At 59.0% G+C, this 24,543-nt stretch carries 19 protein-coding genes and 3 tRNA genes; 3 read left to right on the forward strand and 19 right to left on the reverse strand.

The window, feature by feature from the left end; all coding sequences use genetic code 11:
* Positions 1-210: 210 nt before the first annotated feature.
* Positions 211-1,761 carry a sulfotransferase gene (locus P5205_15370; GenBank protein HSA11743.1) on the forward strand — a complete coding sequence of 517 codons (1,551 nt, stop codon included), beginning with the start codon at positions 211-213 and terminating at the stop codon, positions 1,759-1,761.
* Between the two features lie 2 nt (positions 1,762-1,763).
* On the opposite strand, the gene rplW is transcribed toward P5205_15370, so the two are convergent.
* From rplW to rpsJ, 4 genes are read right to left on the reverse strand one after another with little or no spacing between them, the layout of a single operon-like run.
* Positions 1,764-2,045, reverse strand: coding sequence for a 50S ribosomal protein L23 (gene rplW / locus P5205_15375; GenBank protein HSA11744.1), 282 nt, complete (start codon positions 2,043-2,045; stop codon positions 1,764-1,766).
* 1 nt (position 2,046) lies between these two features.
* The gene (rplD, locus tag P5205_15380) at positions 2,047-2,673 is read right to left on the reverse strand and encodes a 50S ribosomal protein L4 (protein ID HSA11745.1); all 627 of its coding nucleotides are present in this window, start codon (positions 2,671-2,673) and stop codon (positions 2,047-2,049) included.
* Between the two features lie 9 nt (positions 2,674-2,682).
* Complete coding sequence (gene rplC / locus P5205_15385; GenBank protein HSA11746.1) at positions 2,683-3,381, reverse strand: 50S ribosomal protein L3; 699 nt, start codon at positions 3,379-3,381, stop codon at positions 2,683-2,685.
* A 13-nt stretch (positions 3,382-3,394) separates the two neighbouring features.
* Positions 3,395-3,703 (reverse strand): 30S ribosomal protein S10, encoded by a 309-nt coding sequence (gene rpsJ, locus P5205_15390; GenBank protein HSA11747.1) that lies wholly within the window; start codon positions 3,701-3,703, stop codon positions 3,395-3,397.
* Positions 3,704-4,489: 786 nt separating this feature from the next.
* Between rpsJ and P5205_15395 the strand changes: the two genes are divergently transcribed.
* Positions 4,490-5,302 (forward strand): M48 family metallopeptidase, encoded by an 813-nt coding sequence (locus P5205_15395; protein HSA11748.1) that lies wholly within the window; start codon positions 4,490-4,492, stop codon positions 5,300-5,302.
* Between the two features lie 111 nt (positions 5,303-5,413).
* On the opposite strand, the gene fusA is transcribed toward P5205_15395, so the two are convergent.
* The 15 genes from fusA to P5205_15470 form a co-directional block, all read right to left on the reverse strand.
* The gene (fusA, locus tag P5205_15400; GenBank protein HSA11749.1) at positions 5,414-7,606 is read right to left on the reverse strand and encodes an elongation factor G; all 2,193 of its coding nucleotides are present in this window, start codon (positions 7,604-7,606) and stop codon (positions 5,414-5,416) included.
* Between the two features lie 70 nt (positions 7,607-7,676).
* A complete protein-coding gene (rpsG, locus tag P5205_15405; GenBank protein ID HSA11750.1) occupies positions 7,677-8,150 on the reverse strand; it encodes a 30S ribosomal protein S7 in 474 nt (157 codons plus the stop codon).
* A 47-nt stretch (positions 8,151-8,197) separates the two neighbouring features.
* A complete protein-coding gene (gene rpsL, locus P5205_15410; GenBank protein ID HSA11751.1) occupies positions 8,198-8,629 on the reverse strand; it encodes a 30S ribosomal protein S12 in 432 nt (143 codons plus the stop codon).
* Positions 8,630-8,748: 119 nt separating this feature from the next.
* Positions 8,749-12,891 (reverse strand): DNA-directed RNA polymerase subunit beta', encoded by a 4,143-nt coding sequence (gene rpoC / locus P5205_15415; GenBank protein HSA11752.1) that lies wholly within the window; start codon positions 12,889-12,891, stop codon positions 8,749-8,751.
* Between the two features lie 43 nt (positions 12,892-12,934).
* Positions 12,935-16,795 (reverse strand): DNA-directed RNA polymerase subunit beta, encoded by a 3,861-nt coding sequence (gene rpoB / locus P5205_15420; GenBank protein ID HSA11753.1) that lies wholly within the window; start codon positions 16,793-16,795, stop codon positions 12,935-12,937.
* 216 nt (positions 16,796-17,011) lie between these two features.
* Entirely contained in the window at positions 17,012-17,401 is a 390-nt protein-coding gene (rplL, locus tag P5205_15425; protein HSA11754.1) for a 50S ribosomal protein L7/L12, read from the reverse strand.
* Positions 17,402-17,536: 135 nt separating this feature from the next.
* Complete coding sequence (rplJ, locus tag P5205_15430; protein ID HSA11755.1) at positions 17,537-18,073, reverse strand: 50S ribosomal protein L10; 537 nt, start codon at positions 18,071-18,073, stop codon at positions 17,537-17,539.
* Positions 18,074-18,113: 40 nt separating this feature from the next.
* Positions 18,114-18,806: a 50S ribosomal protein L1 gene (gene rplA / locus P5205_15435; protein HSA11756.1), complete on the reverse strand. Its 693-nt coding sequence runs from the start codon at positions 18,804-18,806 to the stop codon at positions 18,114-18,116.
* 79 nt (positions 18,807-18,885) lie between these two features.
* Positions 18,886-19,311, reverse strand: coding sequence for a 50S ribosomal protein L11 (gene rplK, locus P5205_15440; GenBank protein ID HSA11757.1), 426 nt, complete (start codon positions 19,309-19,311; stop codon positions 18,886-18,888).
* Positions 19,312-19,388: 77 nt separating this feature from the next.
* Positions 19,389-19,937, reverse strand: a complete 549-nt coding sequence (gene nusG / locus P5205_15445; GenBank protein HSA11758.1) for a transcription termination/antitermination protein NusG — start codon at positions 19,935-19,937, stop codon at positions 19,389-19,391.
* Positions 19,938-19,941: 4 nt separating this feature from the next.
* Complete coding sequence (gene secE / locus P5205_15450) at positions 19,942-20,193, reverse strand: preprotein translocase subunit SecE (protein HSA11759.1); 252 nt, start codon at positions 20,191-20,193, stop codon at positions 19,942-19,944.
* A 29-nt stretch (positions 20,194-20,222) separates the two neighbouring features.
* Positions 20,223-20,312: transfer RNA gene (locus P5205_15455), tRNA-Ser, on the reverse strand.
* Positions 20,313-20,331: 19 nt separating this feature from the next.
* A tRNA-Trp gene (locus P5205_15460) sits at positions 20,332-20,407 on the reverse strand.
* Positions 20,408-20,489: 82 nt separating this feature from the next.
* Positions 20,490-21,680 (reverse strand): elongation factor Tu, encoded by a 1,191-nt coding sequence (tuf, locus tag P5205_15465; GenBank protein HSA11760.1) that lies wholly within the window; start codon positions 21,678-21,680, stop codon positions 20,490-20,492.
* A gap of 114 nt (positions 21,681-21,794) precedes the next feature.
* A tRNA-Thr gene (locus P5205_15470) sits at positions 21,795-21,870 on the reverse strand.
* A 549-nt stretch (positions 21,871-22,419) separates the two neighbouring features.
* On the opposite strand from P5205_15470, the gene P5205_15475 reads away from it, so the two are divergent.
* Positions 22,420-24,480 carry a hypothetical protein gene (locus tag P5205_15475; GenBank protein HSA11761.1) on the forward strand — a complete coding sequence of 687 codons (2,061 nt, stop codon included), beginning with the start codon at positions 22,420-22,422 and terminating at the stop codon, positions 24,478-24,480.
* Positions 24,481-24,543: the final 63 nt, after the last annotated feature.

Raw genomic sequence — 24,543 nt, forward strand, 5'->3', positions numbered from 1 at the left:
TACTGCGCAAAACCCAGTGGCGGAAGGCGATGCTTGCTTGAAAAGGTGCGCCCTACGTCACGTCCGCGGGCGGCGCGCAAAATGATTGAACCCACGCGATCATGAGGTAACCTGCGACGCACATGAGCCTCGTGTTGTCGGACCCGCTGTCGGCGCAAGCCCTCGGCCGTTGTAGCCAGCCTGGTTCATGTATAAGCTGCCTACGCCGCTATGAACCGAAACACGCCCGTCCTCTCATACAATCTGGAAGCCTTGTTCGCCGAGTCGCAGAAGTGCCTTATTCGTTACGATTTCACCGGGGCCGTTGAAGTGCTTCGGCGCGCCCACAAACTGGCCCCAGCCAACGACAGGATTCTTGTTGATCTTGGCTGCGCCTGCGCCAAGGCCTACGATTTCGCCGCCGCCCACCGCTGGTTCGACGAAGCGGTTCGCATCTCCCCCACGCCCGTCCCGGCGCTTAATGCCATCGGCCATGCCTGGTTGGAGGTCCGGAACTTTGAAGCTGCCCAAGCCTGCTTTGAGCGCATCTTGAGGGAGAAACAAGTGCCGCTGATCGCATTCGTTCGCCTCTCCGAAATCTACATCCGCCGCCGCCGGCTGGAGGAGGCCAACGAGATCACCGACCGCGCGCTGCATCTCTATGGCCCCGATGATGCCGTCCTGTTGGCGCGTGGCAACGCGCACCGCCAGCTGGGGCAGTTGGACCTGGCGGAGAAGCTTTATCACGTCCTGGTGGCCAGGCCCAATGGTGATCTCCGCGTGCGCGCCTTTGCCGGGTATGAGTTGGCCGGCCTGCACGATCACAAGGGAGAGTACGACAAGGCAATGACCGCGCTCCTTGATGCCAAGGCCCTGATGCGGCGGGTCGCGGCCCAGCCGCTGCGAATCCTCAAGCAAAAACAGGCGCACCTAAAGGACATGCAGCAAAGTGCCAGCGAGCAGGTCGTGCAACGCTGGCGCAAAGCCGGTTCCACCGACCTGCAGCCCGCGCGCAATCTCGCCTTGCTCTGCGGTCATGCTCGCTCCGGCACCACCCTGCTGGAGTACGTGATTGACGCCCATCCCGGCGTCGCTTCGGCCGAGGAAAGCACGGTCTTCCACAACCACGCCTATTACCCGCTGGGCCAGGCCTTCTCGCGCAACGCAACCTTCGTTTCCTCCCTGGATTGGGTCCCGGACCGAACCGTGCGTCACATCCGGGCCGAATACTTCCGCGGCATCGAATCTCTGCTGGGCGAGCCCATTGGCGAGCGCCTGCTCCTGGACAAGAATCCGGCCAATACCTTCGACGTCCCTGCCATCGCCCGCATCTTCCCCGAGAACAAGTTCGTCGCCGCGCTGCGCGATCCGCGCGACACCTGCTTGAGCAGCTTTATGCAGGCCGTCGATGTTATTCCCGACACCGCCGCCTGGTTAACGCTGGAAGGGACGATCGAGCATTACAGCCTGATCATGGGCTTGTGGGCCGCCTGGAAACCCTGCCTTGGCGACCAGGCAATCGAGGTGCGCTACGAGGACTTGGTGGAGAACCTGGAGCCAAGCGCCCGGCGGGTGCTGGACTTTCTGGGGCTGAACTGGGACGAGCGAGTCATGCGATTCCACGAACACGCCAGCAACAAGCTTGTCCGGTCGCCCACCTTTGCCCAGGTCACCAAGCCACTCTACCGCGCTTCGGTCGGGCGCTGGAAGCGCTACCAGAAGTACTTCGAGCCCCACCTGCCTAAACTGGCCGCGCTCCTCCGCGCGTTCGGGTACGAGTAAGGTCAGGTCAGGACGATCTTGTCCCCCGCCTTGAGGGTCACGATGGCCTTCTTCCAATTGGAGGATCGGCCGGCCTGCTTGGTGCGTTGCCGGCGGAACTTGCCGCGCACGTTCAGCGTATTAACCTTAACCACTTTGACCTTGAACAATTCCTGCACTGCCACGCGGATTTGCTGCTTGTTGGCGCGCGGATCGGCCATGACGGTGTATTGATTAAACTTCTCCCCCTGGCGTGTCCCCTTCTCGGTCAAACGCACGGTACGGATAATCTCAAAAGAATTCATGCTATTCCTTGCCTAAACGCGCTTCCAGTTGCTCGAAGGCGTTTCGCGTAAACACCAGCTTGTCGGGGCGCAACACGTCGTAGGTGTTGAGCATGTCACTGGTCGTCAGTGCCACTTCCGGCACGTTGCGCGTGGCCAGCGTCAGGTTCTTGTTGGCCTCCTGCGCCACAATCAGCGCCGTTCCTTTCAGCTCCAGGGCGCTTAGCATCCCGATGAACGCTTTCGTCCTGGGCGAATCCAGCTTGATGTCATCCACCAGCACCACGTCCCCGGCGCGCAGCCGCTCGGACAGCGCCTTGCGCAACGCGAGCTGCCTGGTCTTGCGCGACACCTTCTTGCCGAAATCACGCGGCTTGGGTCCGAAGACGACGCCGCCACCGGGCCAGAGCGGTGACTGGAACGAGCCGGCGCGGGCGCGGCCGGTGCCCTTTTGCCGCCACGGCTTCTTGTTGGTGCCCGCGACTTCGCCGACGTTCTTGGTGCAGGCGGTGCCCATCCGCTGGGCGGCCTGGTAGGCCACCACCACGTCGTGAACGGCCTGGGTTCCCTTCCCGTTCTCGACGAGCGGGAATTTGACTTCCAGTTCGCCCTGCTTGTTACCTTTGGTATCCTTAATCGTAAGCTTCATGGCAGCACGTTACTTCTTCTTCTTGCCCTGGGTCTTCTTGATGTTCTCCTCCCGTTCCGCACGAGGTATCCAACCCTTGGGCCGCTTTTTGGATTCGCGAATAACCACGTAATCGCCCGGTGAGCCGGGGATGGCGCCCTTGATGAGCAGGACGTTGTCGGCCTCGCGGACCTGGATCACTTGCAGGTTCTGGGTGGTGCGACGCACCTGGCCCATGTGGCCGGGCATCTTCATCCCCCGCAGCACTGTGCCCGGGAACAACCGGTTACCAATCGCCCCGCCGCGACGATGCCAGCCCTTCGCGCCGTGGGTCGAGTCGCCGCCGCGGAAACGATGGCGCTTGACCACGCCTTCAAAACCGCGCCCCTTGGTCACGCCGATGGCATCCACGTAATCGCCCGGAGCAAACAGCGCCGGGCCGACCACATCGCCGGGCTTCACTTCCTTGGAGAAGTTGCGAAACTCGTGGATACGCTTGACGGGCTGGCCGTTGAACTTCTTGATGTGGCCGAGCAGCGGTTTCTTCATCCGCTGTTCCTTCTGGTCGTCAAAACCGAGTTGCACGGCGTTGTAACCGTCCGTTTGCTGAGTCTTGCACTGCAGCACGCGATTGGGGCCGGCAAGCACCACGGTCACCGAGGTGACCACCCCTTTGGCGTTGTAGACGCGCGTCTGGCCCAGCTTCTTTCCGAGTAGTCCGAGTGGCATGGCGTTAAAGTGTTTAGATCTTAATGGTGATGTCCACGCCCGCCGGCAGGTTAAGCTTCTTTAGCTCGTCCACGGTCTTGGCGGTCGGCTCGATGATGTCAATCAGCCGTTTGTGCGTGCGTTGCTCAAAGGTCTCTTGCGATTTCTTGTCGCAGTGCGGCGACCGTTGGACGGTAAACCGCTCGACGCGAGTGGGAAGAGGGATGGGCCCCGCGACGCGTGCTCCCGTGCGTTTGACGGTGTCCGCAATGTCGCGGGCGGATTGGTCTATGACGCGGTGGTCATAGGCCTTCAGTCGGATACGAATGCGTTGTCCAGCCATACAAAGAACAATTGTCTATTAATGGTTTTGTTAAAGTCTTCCGCCCCCGGTTCTCCGAAAACGGAGCGCGGAATATAACAAATGCCCCTCCCCACGCAATAGGTTTTTGCAGAAATCTTTCATTCATCAAGGATTGCCAGGAAGTGCCAACGGCGGTTGTCACCCACCCAACCCCGACGGCAGGAGCACGGGGAACATAAGGACATCCCTTCTCCCCCGACACAATCGGATAGGCCCTCCGAACCTCTAACAGGTTCACTGTCCACATTTGGGACACTTTTGCAGCCTACCTGCCTTCTCCAGTCCCCGCTGACTGCGGCACATTACGCTTGGCGATACGGTTACGGCACGGTGGTGCCCCGGTGTGTATCCCATGGGGAGCGCTCCCCATGGGATACACAGCGTAGTCCAACCGCACTAACAAGCCATCCGCAAGCCAACGCCAGCGTGCGACCACCTTAATGGCCTTGTCGCCCTTTCGGCGGGGGTGCTGGAAGGTAGAAGGGGAGTCCGAGACAGCGGATTGCCCTCGGTCTTGCCCAGGAATCTGCGAATAACCCACTTCCAGTGAAGGCTTAAGCCAAATAGGATTTCGTGGTCTGGCACCGGTCCGCTGCTGTGAGGAGCCGCCAGCCTTCACCGGGTTCCAAAACCGGGGGTTTGAAGCACCAGCACTCGAACTGGCTTGCCCCGCCGCAAGAAATGGATTCTGCCTTAATCCCGGTGCTTTTCGCTGTTTCGCGGTGTTGCATGATGGCCGTTGTGGGGTTAATAATGACTGAAACTATGAGAAGAGCATTTCCCCAACCTCTACTGTGCGCGGTGTTGGCCGTACTGGGCGCGCTGTGCTTCACCGGCTGCGAGACAGTCACTGAGACGGGCCGCAGCCAATTGAACCTGGTCTCGGCGGACGAAGAGATGAAACTAGGCGTGTCGGCGTTCCAGGAGACCAAGCAGAAAACTCCGATCAGTCGCGACGCGCAGGCCAGCGCGATGGTGCAGCGGGCGGGTCAACGCATTGCCGCAGTCGCCACACTGCCAAATGCACAGTGGGAGTTTGTGCTGTTCGACAGCCCGGAGGCTAATGCGTGGTGTCTGCCCGGCGGGAAGGTGGGGGTATACAGCGGCATCCTGCCGATTACCAAAGACGAGGCGGGGCTGGCGACAGTCATCGGGCACGAGGTCGCGCACGCTACCGCCCATCACGGAGCGGAACGCATGAGCCAGCAAATGGTGGCGCAGTTCGGCAGCAGCGCGGCGGGCGCGCTGACTTCGGGCAAGAGCCAGGCGACACAGGCGCTGGTGGGGCAGGCTTACGGTGTGGTAAGCCAGGTCGGAGTGTTGCTGCCGTTCAGCCGAAAACAAGAGGCGGAAGCGGATTACATCGGGCTGCTCTACATGGCTCGCGCGGGCTACGACCCGGCCGCCGCCGTTGCCTTTTGGCAGCGCTTCTCCGATTACAACCGCCAGCACGGCGGCGGCCAGGGGCTTTCCTTCCTGCGCACGCATCCGCTGGACGAACAGCGCATCAAGGACCTCCAGGCCCAACTTCCAAAGGCGCAAGCCGAATACCAGAAGGCTAAGGCCGCAGGCAAGTAGGGCAGGCGAACATCCTGCCGGGGGAGCAAGCGTTTCAGGGAGCTCTGATTCTGCGGGCGGCTGAAGTCGTTCGCCCTTGCAAAAATGCCCGCTCTGCCAACTGCCAGCTTGTCAGGCGCGAGCGGCGGGCTTGCCTTTGGCGACGTCCAGAATGCCGGCCACGATACTACTGGGCACGGGCTCGAAACGGAACGGCTCCATCGCATACGCCGCGCGGCCTTTTGATAGCGAACGTATCGCCGTCGCGTAGCCGAACATTTCGGCCAGCGGCACTTCGGCGGTCACAATCGTCGAGCTGTCTTTGGCCTCAATGTGGGTAATCTTGCCGCGGCGCCGATTCAGGTCGCCCAGCAGATCGCCCTGGTATTCGTCGGGCGTGGTCAACTCCACCTTCATGATGGGTTCGAGCAGGATGGGATTGGCCTTCTTCGCCGCTTCTTTGAGGGCAAAGATGCCCGCCATCTTGAACGCCAGCTCGCTGGAGTCCACCTCGTGAAACGTGCCGTCCACGATGGCCACTTTGACGTCCACCACCGGGTAGCCCGCCAGCACACCGCCCGCGATGGCTTCCCGGACCCCGTCCGTGACCGCCGGTATGTATTCTTTGGGAATGGCGCCGCCGACAATTTTGTTTTCGACCTCAACGCCCTTGCCCCGCGCGTTGGGTTCCAGCGTGATGCACGCGTGGCCATACTGGCCACGCCCGCCGGACTGACGGATAAACTTGCCCTCGCCTTCGGCCGCTTTGGTGACGGTCTCACGGTAAGCGATTTGCGGCGCCCCGGCATTGGCCCCGACCTTGAATTCACGAAACAAGCGGTCGCGAATGATTTCCAGGTGCAGCTCGCCCATGCCCGCAATGATAAGCTGGCCGGTTTCCTCGTTGGTGAAACAGCGGAAGGTGGGATCTTCCTCCGCCAGGCGCTGCAAACCCTCGCCCATCTTCTCGCGGTCTGCCTTGGTCTTGGGCTCCACCGCCATCGAGATGACCGGTTCCGGGAATGTGGGCGGTTCGAGCAGCACTTCGAAGTTCTCATCGCAAAGCGTGTCGCCGGTGGTGATGTTCCTCAAGCCCACCAGCGCGGCGATATCGCCGGCGAAGGTTGTCTCTACGTCAATGCGCTTGTCAGCCTGGATCATTAGGACGCGGCTAACCCGCGCGCGCTTGCGCGTGCGCGGGTTATAGATCATGTCACCCTTGTTCAACCGGCCGCTATACACGCGGAAGAACACGAGCTTGCCAACATAGGGGTCGGTCCACAGTTTAAAGGCGAGCGAACAGAACTTCTGGTTGTCGTCGGACGGGACTTCGACCTTGGCTTCGGTGTCCGGCGCAATACCCACGGCGGGCGGCACATCCAACGGTGACGGCAGATAATCAATGACCGAATCAATGAGCGACTGCACGCCGCGCTTCCGGAAGGCCGAGCCGCACAGCACGGGGACGAGCGCGATTTTGCACGTCAAACGCCGGATGGCCGCTTTCAGAACATCCGGGGGGACGGGCTTGTTCTCGATCACCAGCTCGGCGACCTGTTCGTCCTTGTTGGACACCGCGTCAATCAATTCCGCCAGGGCCGCCTTCGCCGACTCCTTCTGTTCCGCCGGAATGTCCGCGATCTGGTACTTCAGTCCAAGGTCGTCGCCCGGGTCATAAATAATCGCCTTTTGGTTCACGACATCAATGACACCGGCAAAGTAATCCTCTTTGCCGATGGGCAGGAAGATGGGGTAGGCGTAGGCGCCCAGCTTCTTGCGCATATCGTTGAGGGCGTTTTCAAAGTTCGCCCCGGTGCGGTCCATTTTGTTGACGAAAGCGATGCGGGGCACCTTGTATTTGGTCGCCTGCCGCCAGACCGTTTCCGATTGCGGCTGCACGCCAGCCACTCCGCAAAACACGGCCACCGCGCCGTCCAGCACGCGCATGGAGCGCTCAACTTCGGCGGTGAAGTCCACGTGGCCCGGGGTGTCAATGATGTTGATCCGGTGCGGCTGTCCCACAAACGACTTGTAGGTGCCGTCGTCCCGCTGGGTCCAGTAGCAGGTGGTCGCCGCGGAGGTAATGGTGATGCCGCGCTCGCGTTCCTGCTCCATCCAGTCCGTCACGGTGTTGCCGTCGTCCACGTCACCCATCCGGTGGATGAGTCCCGTGTAAAAGAGGATGCGCTCGGTGGTGGTGGTTTTGCCGGCGTCAATGTGCGCGGCGATGCCGATATTGCGGGTGCGCTCCATCGCATACTGCCGCTGCGGCCCGGTCGCGCCTTTGGCCTTAGCCGATTTCTTTGTTACTACTGCTGGTTCCATACGGGGGTCCTCAAGTGAAAATAAAAACGCCCCGGGTCGCTGCGGCCTTCGGGGCGTTGGTTGGAATTGATTACCAGCGGAAATGGGCAAAGGCCTTGTTGGCCTGGGCCATCTTGTGCACCTCGTCGCGTTTGCGGATGGCATTGCCCTGGCCCTGGTAGGCTTCCAGTATCTCCGCGGCCAAGGCTTGCTTCATCGGGATGCCCTTGCGCGCTTCGGCGATGTCCACCAGCCAGCGCAACGCCAGCGAGAACTGGCGGTCGGCCGGGACTTCCAGCGGCACCTGGTAAGTGGCGCCGCCCATCCGCCGCGCCTTGACCTCCAGCCGTGGCTTGGCGTTATCCACCGCCCGCTGCAAAACTTCCAGCGGATTGGTCGCCGGGTTCTTGGCAATGAGTTCATCGAACGCGCCGTAGACTATGCGTTGCGCCACACTCTTATTGCCCCGTTCCATAACCGTGTTGACCAGGCGCGTCACCAAAGTGCTGTTGAATTTTGCATCCTTGGGGATGGGCCGACTGACTGCTCGACGACGTCGTGACATGTGTTGGTAAAAGCGTTAGGTAAGCGAAATCGTTAATGAGTTGGGCATCACGCTGCTGGCGCGGGAGCGGGGGCATCAGCCGCGGCCGCAGCAGCCGGACGAGCACCTTCTTTCGGCCGTTTCACGCCGTATTTCGAGCGGCTGACGCGGCGCTTCTCCACACCGGCGGCGTCCAACGTTCCACGCACAATATGGTAACGAACACCCGGCAAATCCTTTACGCGACCACCCCTCACCAGCACGATCGAGTGTTCCTGCAGATTGTGGCCCTCGTCCGGGATGTAGGCAATCACCTCGTACCCGTTGGTCAGGCGCACCTTGGCCACCTTGCGCATCGCCGAATTCGGTTTCTTGGGAGTGCGCGTCATCACCTGGATGCAGACGCCCCGGCGAAAGGGCGAATTCCCCAAGGCAGGTGACTTGGACTTATGCTGCAGTTTGCGGCGGCCCTTGCGGACCAATTGATTAATCGTCGGCATTCGGTTTTAGATTTCTCTGCCCGGGCCGGCTGCAATTACACAGCCGACTTCCTGAGCAAACGGAAGTTGAAGTATATTAAACAGGCCAGTCGTTGCAACAACCATTTCCATCCATCGGGTCAGGCCAGCAACGGATTCTCACTGCCGGTCAGAGATTTCGGCTCTTCCATCTCCTCATCGCTGATTTCCACCAGGGGTTTAAGCCGCGTCTTGCGGTGATAATCAAACCCTGTGCCGGCGGGGATGATGTGGCCCATGATGACGTTTTCCTTGAAGCCGCGCAGGTAATCAACCTTGGCGCGGGTTGCCGCCTCGGTCAACACCCGCGTGGTATCCTGGAACGATGCAGCGCTCAGGAAGCTCTCGGTCTCCAGCGAGGCTTTGGTGATCCCGAGCAGAACTGGCTGGGCCTCCGCGGGCTTGCCGCCCATTTTCTCGACGCGCGAGTTCTCTTCTTCAAATTCGAGCTTGTCCGCCTGCTCGCCCCAAAGGAACCCGGTATCGCCCGGTTCAGTAATGCGCACTTTGCGCAGCATCTGCCGGACAATAATCTCTACGTGCTTGTCGTTGATGGTCACGCCCTGCAGGCGATAGACTTCCTGAACTTCGTTGACGAGGTGTTCTTGCAGTTCCTGCGGGCCGCAAACATCAAGGATCTCATGCGGATCTACCGGTCCTTCCGTGAGTTGCTGGCCTTTCTTCACATAGTCGCCCTTGAAGACGATAACGTGCTTGCCAATGGGAATGAGATGCTCCTCTTCCACCCCGGTTTGCTGGTCCTTAATGATAATGCAGCGCTTGCCCCGCACGCTGGGGCCGAAATCCACGACGCCCTCGATCTTGGAAATCTCAGCGGCGTCCTTTGGCCGACGGGCTTCAAACAGCTCTGCTACGCGCGGCAACCCGCCGGTGATGTCCTTGGTCTTGGACGTCTTGCGCGGTGTCTTGGCCATCAGTGTGCCAGCGACAATCCTGTCGCCTTCGGCCACAACGATATGCGCCCCGGAAGGAATCGGGTAGTTGGCTACGGGTTCGCTCCGGTCGTCGCAAATGATGATTTGCGGGCGCAAGTCTTCCTTGTGCTCAATAACGACCATGGCCTCCTGACCGGTGGTTTCATCGGTTTCCTGCTTCATCGTTACACCCTCGATGATGTCATGGAACTTCACTCGGCCAGCCTTCTCGGAGAGAATCGGCACGTTGTAGGGGTCCCACTGCACGAACGTCTCCCCCTTCTTGACCCTGCCACCATCCTGGACGGAAATGATCGCACCGATGACCACAATGTGCTGTTCCAACTCACGCCCATCCTCCCCAAGAATGGAGACTGTGCCATTCTTGTTGAGGACGATGTTGTTGCCGTCTTCCAATGTGACGAGCCGCAACTCGTTGTAGCGCATGATGCCATCGTGCTTGGCTTTGATCTGGGGCACCTTGAAGACCTGCGAAGCCGTGCCACCGATGTGGAACGTGCGCATGGTAAGCTGCGTGCCGGGCTCACCGATGGACTGCGCGGCAATAATGCCGGTCGCTTCACCCAGCTTCACCCGCGCACCCGTGGCCAAATTGCGGCCATAGCAGAAAACGCACACGCCGTGCTTGCTCTCGCAAGTCAACACGGAGCGGATCTTGACTTTCTCGACGCCAGCCGCATCAATCTGCTTGGCCTTAACTTCGTCAATCTCCTCGTTCGCTTTGATGAGCAGTTCCTTCGGTTTTTGCGGATTCGGAATGTCATCGCAGGAGAACCGGCCAACAAGCCGTTCGCTGAGTTTAACCACCTCGTCCTCGCCTTCGTAAATAGCCTGGACCCAAATGCCATTGGTCGTGCCGCAATCTTCCTCGCGAATGATCACGTCCTGTGCCACATCCACGAGTTTGCGGGTCATGTAGCCCGAATCGGCGGTCTTGAGCGCAGTGTCGGCCAGACCTTTGCGGGCGCCGTGGGTCGAGATGAAGTACTCCAGCACGGTGAGGCCCTCGCGGAAGTTGGAAAGAATTGGCTTTTCAATGATGTCGCCCGATGGCTTGGCCATCAAGCCGCGAACGCCGGCAAGCTGGCGAACCTGCTGGCGATTGCCGCGCGCGCCGGAATCAACCATGAGTGAAACGGGATTGAACTCCTTCTTGCCCTGGTTGTGTTCGAGCGTCTTCAGCATGACGTTCGCAATCTGGTCCGTGCAGTGGGTCCAGATATCGATGATCTTGTTGTAGCGCTCGCCTGGGGTGATGACACCTTTGCGATACTGCTTCTCGACTTCCCGAATCTGCTTCTGGGCGGAATCAATCTCCTGATCCTTTTCCCTGGGAATGATCATGTCGTCTATGCCAATGGAAACTCCAGCGCGGGTGGCCTCACGGAAGCCCAGTTCCTTAAGTTTGTCCAGCATGGCAACCGTCTTGTCGTGGCCGCAGTTCTTGTAGCATTTCCAGATGAGATCGCCGAGCTCGCTCTTCTTGACGGGTCGGTTCGGAAAGCCCAGTTCCTCGGGCCAAATTTCACTGAAGAACACCCTGCCCACCGTAGTCTCGATAATCTTCCTGCTACCCTCACCAAATACCGTCTGCTTCCCCCAATCGGGATTCGCCAAGCGAATGCGCTCATGGGTCGTAACGGCGCCGTCGAGAAAGGCGAACACGACTTCCGTCTTGGAGCCGAACAGCTTCAACTGCTTCGAATCGGTAGGCGCTGGCGTCCGCGGCTCGGCCGTCAGATAGAAGCAGCCCAAGGTAATATCCTGGGTCGGCGTGATAATCGGCCGACCGCTGGACGGGCTGAAGATATTGTTGGGCGCCATCATGAGCAGGCGCGCTTCCAATTGGGCCTCGACGGAAAGCGGTACGTGCACTGCCATTTGGTCTCCATCGAAGTCGGCATTGTATGCAGTGCAGACCAGCGGATGGATACGGATGGCCTCGCCTTCAATGAGCTGTGGTTCAAAGGCCTGAACCGACAAGCGGTGCAGCGTGGGCGCCCGGTTGAGTAACACGGGGTGGCCACGAGTCACTTCTTCGAGAATGTCCCACACCTCAGTCGTCTGCCGTTCGATCAGCTTCTTGGCCGAACGTACTGTGTGAACGTAGCCCAGTTCTTTCAAGCGGCGAATGATAAACGGCTCGAACAACACGAGCGCCATCTTCTTGGGCAAGCCGCATTGGTGCAGCTTAAGCTCCGGCCCGATAACGATGACTGATCGGCCGGAGTAATCTACCCGTTTTCCAAGGAGGTTCTGGCGGAAGCGCCCGCTCTTGCCCTTGAGCATGTCGCTCAGCGATTTGAGGGCGCGATTGCCGGCCCCTGTCACAGCGCGACCGTGCCGACCGTTGTCAAACAGGGCATCAACAGCCTCCTGCAGCATGCGCTTCTCGTTTCGAATAATAACTTCCGGCGTCTTGAGCTGGAGCAGGTTTCTTAACCGGTTGTTGCGGTTGATGACGCGGCGATAGAGATCGTTGAGATCGGAGGTAGCAAAGCGACCACCCTCCAGAGGCACCAGGGGACGCAAGTCCGGCGGGATGACGGGCAGCACTGTGAGGATCATCCACTCCGGGCGACTCTTTGAGGACTGAAGACCTTGGAGCAACTTGATCCGCTTGGCAATCTTCTTGCGGATTTGCTTGCTCTTGGTCTCAGTCATGGCTGACTGCAACTGGTCAATCTGCTTCCCAAGGTCCACCTTCGCCAGCGCATCGCGCACCGCTTCCGCACCCATCTTGGCAACGAAAGCATCCGATCCGTAGGTTTCGCGGGACTCGCGATACTCGTGCTCGCTCAGGAGCTGATTCTGTTTGAGGGGAGTCGAGCCAGCGTCAATGACCATGTAGTCTTCGTAATAGATCACCCGCTCGAGATTACGGGCGGTCATGTCGAGCACCAGGCCAATGCGCGAGGGCATGCATTTGAAGAACCAGATATGGCAGACCGGCACCGCCAATTCGATGTGCCCCATCCGCTCACGGCGAACGCGGGCCAAGGTCACTTCCACCCCGCAGCGATCGCAAATGACCCCGCGGTGCTTGATGCGCTTGAATTTTCCACAGGAGCATTCCCAGTCCTTGACGGGACCGAAAATGCGTTCGCAGAACAAGCCACCCTTTTCTGGCTTGAAAGTGCGGTAATTGATGGTTTCGGGATTCTTGACCTCCCCTTTGGACCAGGATCGGATGGCGTCAGGAGACGCAACACCAATTGCGACATGGTCCACTTGGTTGACCTTCTCCAAACCGAGCAACTCTCGGGCGCTTTCTTTGCTGCTAATCATAGGATCAAATGATGGATAATGAGTTACTGGAGCGACGAGGCATTTAGATTGCCGTCAGGGCCTGAATGGGCTGAACCGGCTGGTCCACCGGATTCGAGTACCCCACTTTCACATCAAGGCCCAAGGATTGCATTTCCTTCACGAGCACGTTGAAGGACTCTGGGATACCGGCCTCAAGGCTGTTGTCGCCTTTAACGATGCTCTCGTATATCCGAGTGCGTCCCTGGACATCGTCAGACTTGACCGTTAACAACTCCTGGAGCGTGTAGGCGGCTCCGTAAGCTTCCATGGCCCAGACCTCCATTTCGCCGAAGCGCTGACCGCCGTATTGGGCCTTGCCACCCAGCGGCTGCTGGGTGACTAGGGAATATGGACCAACGGCCCGGGCATGGATCTTGTCCGCCACGAGGTGGCCAAGCTTCATCATGTAAATGGACCCGACCACGATTTCCTGATCGAAAGGCTCGCCCGTGCGACCGTCAATAAGACGGGTCTTGCCGTGTTCAGGCAGCTTGGCCTGCTTCAAGTAGCTCCGGATGTCCTTCTCCTTGATGCCGTCGAACACGGGGGTGGCGAACTTGAAACTGAGCAGTTTTGCCGCCCAGCCCAAGTGCGTCTCTAATACCTGGCCCACGTTCATGCGTGATGGAACGCCGAGCGGGTTCAATACCAGATCCACCGGTGTCCCGTCAGCCAGGAATGGCATGTCTTCTTCGGCCACGATCTTCGCAACGACACCTTTGTTGCCGTGGCGGCCGGCCATCTTATCCCCAACCGAAAGCTTGCGCTTGGAAGCGATATAAACTTTGACCGACTTGATCACGCCGCTTTCGACGCCTTCGCCGGATTCAGCACGCTCGAGTTCTTCGTCGTACTGCATCTGTAGGTCGTCGAACTTCTTCTTAAAGCTCCCAATGATTTCATTGATCTTGTTACGAATCGGGGACGGATCAATTTCGATACGGTCATAAACCTGTGCGAGCTTGCGCAGGAGTGTCTTGGTAATCTTGCGGTTGGCCGGAATGATGATCTCGCCAGTTTCGCTGTTAACCACGTCGAGTGGAATCTTCTCGCCCAACAGAATGTTGCTGAGCGCTTCGGTCAGCTGCTCGCGAAGCTCATCAGTCTTTCTCTTGTTTTCCTCCTCGACCTCTTTGGCGTGTCGTTTCTCCTCGCTGGCAGAGGCCTTCGCATCGCGGTCCGATTCCCTCTTAGCGGACACCTTTACGTCCATCACGATGCCGTAAGTGCCAGACGGAACCTTCAGCGAGGTGTCTTTCACGTCGGCGGCCTTCTCACCGAAGATGGCGCGCAGGAGCCGCTCTTCAGGGGCCAGCTCGGTTTCGCTCTTGGGCGTAATCTTGCCGACCAGGATGTCGCCGGGCTTTACTTCCGCTCCAACGCGAATGACACCATCGGGCGCGAGGTTTCTCAGGGCTTCATCGCCCAGATTCGGAATGTCGCGCGTGATTTCCTCCGGGCCAAGCTTCGTGTCGCGGGCGCCAACCTCGAATTCATCAATGTGGATGGAGGTGAATACGTCTTCCTTGACAATGCGCTCGCTAACGAGGATAGCATCCTCGAAATTGTAACCGTTCCACGGCATGAAGGCGACCAATACATTTCGGCCCAGCGCCAATTCGCCGCCCTGGGTGCAGGGACCGTCGGCAATCACCTGGCCTTTCCTGACCGTGTCCCCTTTCTTGACGAGGATCTTCTGGTTAATGCAGGTGGCGGCGTTGGAACGCATGAACTTGCGGACCTCATACACATAAACGCCCTTATCGGGATCGTGCTTGATCTTCTTCTTGCCCTCGGGCAATGCACCGGTGCCGGTAATGACAATCTGATTGCCGATAACCGATGCCACCCTCCCGGATTCCTCGGCGACGATGACGGCCCGCGAATCGCGGGCGACCCGTTCTTCGAGGCCGGTGGCCACCAAGGGCGCCTCAGTAACCAGAAGCGGCACCGCTTGCCGCTGCATGTTGGATCCCATTAACGCGCGGTTCGCGTCGTCATGCTCCAAAAATGGAATCAAGCTGGCCGCAACCGACACGAGTTGTTTCGGCGAAACATCCATGTAATCCACACGAGCAGGCTCGACATCAATGAAATCCCCTTTCCCACGGCAAACGACACGGTCAGTCGTGAACTTGCCCTTGTCGTCAATCGGAGAGTTGGCCTGGGCAATGACAAACGACTCCTCACGGTCGGCTGTGAGGTAGTCGATATTCCCACTTACGCGGCCGCTTCCAACTCCTCGATATGGTGTTTCCAGAAAACCGAAATCATTTATGCGGGCGAATGTCGCCAGGGAGGCGATCAAGCCAATGTTCGGGCCTTCCGGAGTTTCTACCGGGCAGATACGGCCATAATGCGACGGGTGGACATCGCGCACCTCGAATCCAGCACGATCTCGCGAGAGACCGCCAGGCCCAAGCGCGGACAAGCGCCGCTTGTGCGTCAACTCGGCCAGCGGATTGATCTGATCCATGAATTGGGAAAGCTGGCTTCGGCCAAAGAAATCCCGGATAACCGCTGACAGGGCTTTGGGGTTGATAAGCTTCTGCGGCGACATGGATTCGACGCCTTGATCAAACAGCGTCATGCGCTCTTTGACGAGGCGTTCCGTCCGGGCCAATCCAATCCGGCATTGGTTGGCGAGCAATTCACCCACGGTACGCACCCGGCGGCTGCCCAAGTGGTCAATGTCATCGAGGCTGCCCTCACCCTTCTTGAGGCGCAACAGATACTTCGTGGCTGCCACCAGATCGCTCTTGGTCAGAATGCGGGAATCGCCGCCTTTGATACCAAGCTTTTGGTTGATCTTGTAACGACCGACGCGGCCCAGGTCGTAGCGCTTCGGGTCGAAGAACAGCCGCTTGATCAGGGCACGGGCATTGGCCGCCGTCGGCGGATCTCCCGGACGCAGCCGGCGGTATATATCCTTGAGCGCCTCTTCCTCATTCTTGGCGGGATCCTTCTTCATGCACTTAATGACAATCCCGTCATCTAGCGTCGTATCCACTACTTTGATCTTACTGACGCCTAACTCGCCGATCTGCTTGACTGCCGCCTTGGACAACGGCTCAAACGCGCGCGCGACTACAAGCCCCTTTTCCTGATCGACAGCGTCCTCTACGAGAACCTTGTTGGGAAGGTCTTCGCGCTTCTCCGCCTCTTTAACGCTGAGTTCCTCAACTTCATAAAACAGCTTGAGAATCTCTTCGTCTGTGCCCCGCGTCTTGTCCTGACTGTCTTTGCCTCTGGATTCGCTCTCCAAGAATGCGAGGGCGCGGAAAAGTGTTGTCGTCAGAAACTTGCGGCGGCGTTTCTTCCGGTCCAGATAGACGTAGAGCAAATCGCTGGTATCAAACTGTGCCTCGTACCAGGAGCCCCGGTCAGGAATAATGCGGAAGGAATGGAGAATCTTGCCATTCGGGTGCTGGGTAGCCTCAAAAGCCAACCCCGGGGACCGGTGCAATTGGCTCACGATTACGCGCTCAGCGCCGTTGATCACAAAGGTGCCTTGTGGGGTCATGAGCGGCAGTTCGCCCATGAAAACCTTCTCCTCTTTGACGGCCTTCCCTTCCTTCAGTAAGAAGGTGACGTGCAAGGGCGCGCCGTAGGTCAGGCCCTCCCTCAAACACTCCAGCCAGGTCACTTTCGGCTCCCCGATTTCATAAGAATGGAAATCGAGAACGCATTTCCCATCGTAGCTTTCGATGGGAAACACTTCGGTAAACACAGCTTGGAGCCCCAAATTCTTACGTTTGGAAGGGACAACCTCGCCTTGGAGAAAATCTTTGTACGAATTGGTCTGCAATTCGATCAGGTTGGGCGGAGCGATAATCTCCTTGATCTTACCGAAGCTAATCCGTTCAGTTGCTCGCGTTGGCATTTGGGCTTTAATAAATGGCTGGCATCACGGCCAAACCGTTGTTTACAGGTAAACGACACAAGGCAAGAACGCGGCGTTCAAGCGCGAACTTGCCGAGACTCAAGCCACCCGGGGTGGCGTCGCTAATGTCTTTCTTACTAATCTAGAACTTTCGTTGCGCTGCTTAAGGCAAATCAGGGGCGTCGGGCATTAACCGCCGCCCCATAGGGTAGCCGCCTACTTTACTTCGACCTTGCCACCTGCATCTTCAAGTTTCTTTTTGGCAGCGTCAGCCTCAGCCTTGCTGGCCCCTTCGAGCACAGGCTTCGGGGCGCCTTCCACCAAGGCCTTGGCTTCCGCCAGACCGAGGCCGGCCTTGACCTCGCGCACTGCCTTGATCACGGAAATCTTCTTGTCCGCGGCCACCGAAACCAGAATGATGTCAAACTGGGTCTTGGCCTCGGCAGCCGGAGCGGTGGCGCCAGCTCCCGGGGCAGCGGCGGCAACCGCGACGGGCGCGGCGGCTGAGACACCCCATTTCGATTCAAGTTCCTTCACCAGGTCGGCGATTTCAATCACCGTTGCATTACTCAACTCTTCTACGATTTTTGTTTTGTCTAGAGCCATATTACCTTTCATTTCGTCTCGTCGCCGCCCGCGGCCGCGGGCGGATTATGTTCGCTGCCAGCAAACCGACGATTTACGTTGTTGTTTGTTTGTTCCCGCCCCCTCTTGGCTTGGAAGAGGGCGAAATTGTTGTCGTCAGTCCGCCGCCGGCTTGGCCGCTTCGGCATCCTTTTCGGACCGGGCTTGCAGCACGCGAGCCATCTGGCTGGCCGGCGTGTTCAACAACCTGACCAAGGTGGCCGCGGGAGCGCTAAACTGACTGAGCAGCTTGGCGCGCAACACCTCCAGCGAAGGCAGGTCCGCCAGCAACATGATCTCCGCCTGATCGAGCCGCTGGTTGTTCAGATAGCCAAACTGCATCTTCAGGCGGTCCAGTTCCGTTCCGAAGGTCTTGATTACTTTCGCCGCGGTGGAAATGTCGCGCTGTCCTGTAACGACGGCCAGTTGCCCCCCCAGCGCGCCGTTCAAGTCGCCGACTCCGGCTTCCTTGGCGGCGATCCGAAACACCGAGTTCTTCACCACGTGGATTTCCGCACCGGCCTTCCCGAGACGCTTGCGCAACTCGGTCAATTGGCTCACTTTCAGACCCCCGTAATTCACCACAATGAAGAACGGCGAGGCGTTCAACCGGGTCAGGTACTCTTTCGTCAGGTTTTGCTTTTCGGGACGCATGTTCGGTTAAATTCGTTATGCTGTTAAGTAGAGCAATCGCTCAGGCGGAGAATTCCTTCAGGTCCACACGCACCGGCGGACTCATCGTTGCCGAGAGGGAGCATGATTGAATATAGGCCCCCTTGACGCTATGCGGTCGGGCTTTGGCCACCGCATCAATGACCGCTCGGGCGTTCTCCTCAATTTGCACCGCATTGAACGCGATCTTGCCGACCGGCACGTGGACATTGCCCGCCTTGTCAGTCTTGAATTCGACTCGTCCGGCCTTGACTTCCTTGACCGCACGCGCGGTATCGTCGGTCACTGTGCCGGTCTTCGGGTTGGGCATTAGTCCTCGCGGACCAAGCACCTTGCCCAGCTTTCGCACCTCGCCCATGGCTTCAGGAGTGGCGATCGCCACATCAAAATCAGACCAACCTTCCTGGCACTTTTTGATCATGTCCTCGAATCCGACGTATTCGGCGCCGGCACTCCTGGCCGCTTCAGCCCCGGGGCCGCCCTTGGCGAAGACCAGCACGCGAACCGTTTTGCCGCTGCCGTGCGGCAGCGGGACTGTGCCACGAACCATCTGGTCGGATTGCTTGGGGTCAACCCCCAGGCGGAAAGCCAACTCCACGGTTTCGTTGAACTTCGCTTTCGGAAATTTAGTTAGAACTTCGACGGCTGCCTTCAGGGGGTAGGCCTTCTTGCCGTCCACCAGTTCGAGTGCTTTGTTGTATCGCTTGCTTGGCATTTGCTTTGGTTGCGGTTCAATCGAGCATTGGCTCTCCCGCGGTCATGTGTGTGTGGTTCTTATGGTATCGGGCAGTTCTTCAACCGACAACTTCTATGCCCATACTACGGGCGGTGCCGGCAATAACACGGAACGCCGCTTCCTCAGACGTCGCGTTCAAATCCTTCAGCTTGAGCTTTACTATGTCCAGGACCTGCTTGCGGGTGACCTTGCCCACCTTTTCCTTGTTCGGCTCCTTGGAGCCGGCTGTGATGCCCGCGGCTTTCTTCAGCAAGACGGACGCCGGGGGTGATTTAGTGATGAACGTGAAGGACTTGTCCTGATACACCGTGATCACCACTGGAACGATCATGCCGGGTTGGTCCTTAGTCTTGGCGTTGTATTCTTTGCAGAACGCCATGATGTTCACGCCGTGCTGCCCCAACGCCGGACCAACCGGCGGCGCCGGATTCGCCTGCCCCGCAGGGATCTGTAGTTTAATTATTCCGGTAATCTTCTTTGCCATAGTCTAAAACTTGTTCTGTTACCATGCAGCCGCAAGACCGAGCTGGCGAGCAGCTCTCCTCGCACGCCACGTACGCGTTAACCTTTTTCCACCTGCCAGTATTCCAGCTCAACGGGTGTGTTGCGCCCGAAGATATTGACGGTCACCTTGAGTTTGCCCCGCTCGGGCTCAACTTCTTCAATCACGCCGCTAAAGTTGAGGAAGGGACCATTATTGATTTTCACCGTTTCGCCGACCTCAAAGCTGACCTTTGGCTTCTCGTGCTCCTCCGAGGCCGAGATCTGGCTCTTGATCGCTTCGACTTCTTCTGTCGGCGTGGGGGTCGGCGGCTCTCCGCCGACGAAGCCGATCACGCCCGGCGTTTCCTGAATGAAATACCACGGCTTCTCGATGATACGGTTGTCTTCATCCAACAAAGCCATATCGACAAACACATAGCCCGGCCAGAGCTTGCGAGTGGAGACGGTCTTCTTCTGGTTCCGCACCTCTACCACTTTCTCCATGGGAACCAGAACTTCTTTAATATACTCGCCCATTTCCTCTGGCTTAATGCGCTTCTCAATACTCTCCCGGACCTTCTGTTCCTGGCCCGAGAGGGTGTGGATGATAAACCACTGGCTTCGCATGGCTCTAGAGTTTGAAGAACATGAACAACCGGAAGAACACCTGATCAACCAGCACGATAAAACCGCCTAGAAGTATAATAGATATGGTCACCACCACCGTCGAACCTTTCAACTCGCTCCAGTTCGGCCAAGTGCATTTGCGCAACTCCTCGCGCGTCTGCTGCACGTAGTTGGTCAACTGCATCAGGTAGCCCTTTCGCCAGCAATAAGCGAAGACAGCCCCGATGATCCCAGCCCAAATCAGCAGTTTTATCATATATCGTTCGTCACAGTCTTATCCTATCTTGGCGGAGAGGGAGGGATTCGAACCCCCGTCGGCCGTTAAGCCGAAGCGGTTTTCAAGACCGCCGCGATAGACCACTCTGCCACCTCTCCGGTCCCGCAACGCGGGTTTTGGCAGGGCGGGAGGGACTCGAACCCCCAACCGACGGTTTTGGAGACCGCTACTCTACCAATTGAGCTACCGCCCTACTGCCATCGAGTATCGCATTGCCAAACAAATACAGAGGCGAGGGAGCGACCCTCGCCTTCCCGGCATTCTCCAAAGGTCCGCTATTCGATCACCTCTGTCACCCGCCCCGCACCGATGGTGCGGCCGCCTTCGCGGATTGCAAACCGCTGGCCTCTCTCCATCGCCACAGGGGCGATCACTTTTACCACCACCGACACATTGTCACCCGGCATCACCATTTCGACCCCTTGCGGGAGGGTCACCGTGCCAGTCACGTCCGTCGTGCGGAAGTAGAACTGCGGGCGGTAGTTGCTGAAAAACGGCGTGTGCCGCCCGCCTTCTTCCTTCGACAGCACGTAGACTTCCGCCTTGAAGTGGGTGTGCGGCGTAATGCTGCCGGGCTTGGCCAGCACCATCCCACGCTCGACTTCGTCCTTCTTTGTGCCGCGCAGCAGTACGCCGACATTGTCGCCGGCGTTTGCGGAATCGAGCAGCTTGCGGAACATCTCGATGTCCGTCGCCACCGTCTTGCGGGTTTCCTTCAGCCCGACAATTTCAACATCGTCCATGCGCTTGAGCAGACCGCGCTCGACACGGCCCGTCACCACGGTGCCGCGGCCTTCAATGTTGAACACATCTTCAATGCACATCAGGAACGGCTTGTCCACCTCGCGGGTCGGCAACGGGATGAAGGCATCAATCGCCTCCATCAGCTCCTGGATGGACTTCTCGCCTTCCGGCTCTCCCGCCAGCGCCTTTTTGGAACTGCCGCGCACCACCGGAGTCTTGTCCCCGGGGAATTCATACTTGCTCAGAAGGTCCCGCACTTCCATCTCCACCAACTCGAGCAATTCCGGATCGTCCACCAGATCCACCTTGTTCAAATAGACGACGATGGCCGGAACGCCAACCTGGCGAGCCAGCAGGACGTGCTCCTTGGTCTGCGGCATCGGACCTTCCGCGGCATCCACCACCAGGATGGCGCCGTCCATCTGGGCCGCCCCGGTGATCATGTTCTTGATAAAGTCGGCATGCCCCGGGCAGTCAATGTGGGCGTAATGTCGCTTGTCGCTTTGGTATTCGACGTGCGAGACGGCAATTGTCACCGTCTTGGTCTCATCGCGCACCGTGCCGCCCTTGGTGATGTCGGCATAAGAGATCGGCGTCGCCAGGCCCTTCTTGGCTTGGGTTTGCACAATTGCAGCAGTTAACGTGGACTTGCCGTGGTCAATGTGCCCAATCGTGCCGACGTTGACGTGCGGTTTCGTTCGTTGAAATTGCTCTTTTGCCATTTTGTCTCCTGATGATGTTGTTGTCTCTGTGTTTCTGCTGCTTACGCGGCTCGTTCTCGCGATGTTACGATTTTGTTACGTTATTATTCTGTCTTGCGCCATCTGGCGCGCTGCTGGAGCCCATGATCAGGATTGAACTGATGACCTCGTCCTTACCAAGGACGCGCTCTACCAGCTGAGCTACATGGGCGCCGGCCAATATTCTTACTTGATCCTGATGCCAAAAAGCGACAAAGACCCCTTGCCCCCGACTTCCCATTAAAAAAGCTCAGGAGCCAACGGTTTTCGACTTTTTCCGGCCCAACGACTGCGGGAAGCTACGAAACTTCCATACCCCTGTCAACGGCTTTCCAGCTTTTTTTTGAAGTTTTTTCAATGGGAGGTCAGCCTCCCGAAATGTCGCCCATTCCTGCTGAGAAATAGTGGGGAATCCCAGCCGGGCGGGGTGGAGAATTACCAACCGGATTCCATCGCAGAATTGCGTCAAATGGGCCCCCTTTTGGACGACTGCCCATATTCCGAGGGGCGGAGACAACCTTCCACACCCCAGCCGTTTCCCTGGCCAGCTCAGGGCTCCGACCTCCAAGTCCCCTCTGCCAGCGGCCGCAGCGCCCCAATCCACATGGCTGGTGGGTCCGTGGCATCAGCCGTCGGCGTATCCGACTCCGCGCAATTGCCTGCTGTAGTCCAATCCGATAGCATCGGCCGCGAAATCAGCCAGCTAACCGATCCGCTCCAAATGAAACTGCTCAGCGCCTTGTTCTTGGTCCTCTTGCTGCCCATTTGCGCGCAGGCTGAAGACCTCTATCACATCCGCCACCTGTCCGAGGGGGAACTCACGCAGACCTACGCAAGACTCCTGCTGGACGCCTGCCGCCACGCGGACAGGGTGTGGCAGGACTCCGCAACCGATCCCCACGCCGGTTACTGGGGCACGGGCCGCAGCGACCAGATGAACGAAGGCATTCGCGCCATCTCCGGCATGGTGCTGACCTGTGGCGCGCTGCTGAAATACTCCGATAACCTGGATGCTCCCGAACGTCATATCCGTTTCCGCCAAGCCACCCGGGCTATTCACTACGCCGTCTCCACCCACCGCACCGGCACGGCGAAATGCACGGACGGCAAGCCCTGGGGCGGCAGTTGGCAGTCCGCCATGTGGGCCGCCACGCTGAGTTTCGGGGCCTGGCTGCAGTGGGAGGAGATTGATCCTAAGCTCAGGATGGGCGTCGAGCGCGTTATCGCGTCCGAGGCCGATCGGTTCCTCGACCGCCGGCCACCGGGCGAGCGCTCAGGCGACACCAAGGCCGAGGAGAATGGCTGGAACATGGTTTGCCTGGCGGTTGCAGCCAACCTGGTTCCCGCCCATCCCCACGCGACCGCCTGGCATGAGAGAGCCATTGAGTACATGGTCAACACGCTCTCGGTGCCGCAGGATGCCCAGGAGAAGCGGTTGGTGGACGGACGCCCGGTGAGCGACTGGTTCGCCGGGGCGAACCTGCACCCGGACTTCACGCTGGAGAACCACAACATGTTTCACCCCAGCTACATGGCATGCAGTTCCTATTTCATGACCCAGGCCGCCATGTACTACACCTACGCCCGGCGCCCGATCCCCCAAGCCGCAACCCACCACCTGCTGGACACGTGGGGAATGTTCCGCACGCTTGTGTTGCCTTCGGCCGAGGTCGCCTACCCGCAGGGCATGGACTGGGAACTGCACGGCCTGCCCTGTATAAACCTCTATGCGTCACTGGCGGCCCGCCACAGGGACCCCCTGGCTGCGCGATCCGAGCAGAACATCCTGCAATACATGCGCGCCTGGCAAAACATGTGCCACGGCGACCTTGCCGTCCCCGGCTCGCGCCTCGGCTTCACCCGCCACGCCATCTGCGCCGAGCAAGCCGCCTACGCCTTCCTGGCCCACAAGATCTTCGGCCCGCCCGCCGCCATGCTCTCCTCCCACAAAGCCGCCGCCAAACTTCAGGGCGTCTGGCAGCACCCTTACGTCGAGTTCATCGCCCACCGCACGGACAGCAAGTTCGCCTCCTTCTCCTGGAAGAACCGCGTCATGGGCCTCCTCGTCCCCATCGGCCCCGGCCACGACGCCAACCCCTTCTTCACCGTCCCCATCCCCAGCGGCTTCGTCGGCTCCTTCGAACTTACCCCCAAAGGCGACACCACCGCCAAACCCCTCGACCACGTCTGGGCCGAAACACCCAACGGCTTCGAAACCACCGGCTCCCTCCTCCTCAACGGAGGCCGCCTCAAGCAGACCCTGCGCGTCACCTCTGTCGGCAGACAAACCCTCATCTACCAGGACCGCGTCATCGCCCTCACCAACCTCTTCCTCACCCGCGAACTCGGTGTCCCCCTCGGCATTGAGAGCGACCAAGTCAGCGGCGGCCAGCGAGTCGTGCACTACCGCAACGGCACTGCCACCTTCCGCTGGGGCAGCCCGCGCTCGCCACTCTCCCTGCCCGGCCCGTGGGCCAACATAGACAGCCGCCTCGGCGTCGTCATGGTCGCCGGCTCCGACCTGAGCTACCACCAGGCCGCCGGCTACGATCCCCACACCGGCGTCTGCCCCGACATCCTCTACGCCTCCTGGTCCCACCGCCCCCAGCACTTCAACGCAGGTGACCTGGTCGCCCACCGAATCATCCTGTTCTTCGTCGAGGTCTCCCCCAGCCAGACCACCTCCCTCTCCCAATCCTTCCTCATCGAAGACAAGGGCTCTCCCCCCATGCTGCGCCTCAAATTCCCCGAAGGCGGCTACGCCCGCATCCCCCTCCTCTGACTTGGAACCAGAAATTAGGTATTGCAGTCCGTCGGCAGGGACGCATAATTAGGATGGCGTTTG

This window comes from Candidatus Paceibacterota bacterium, from assembly GCA_035452965.1.
In the GTDB taxonomy this organism is placed as follows: Bacteria; Verrucomicrobiota; Verrucomicrobiia; order Limisphaerales; family UBA8199; genus UBA8199.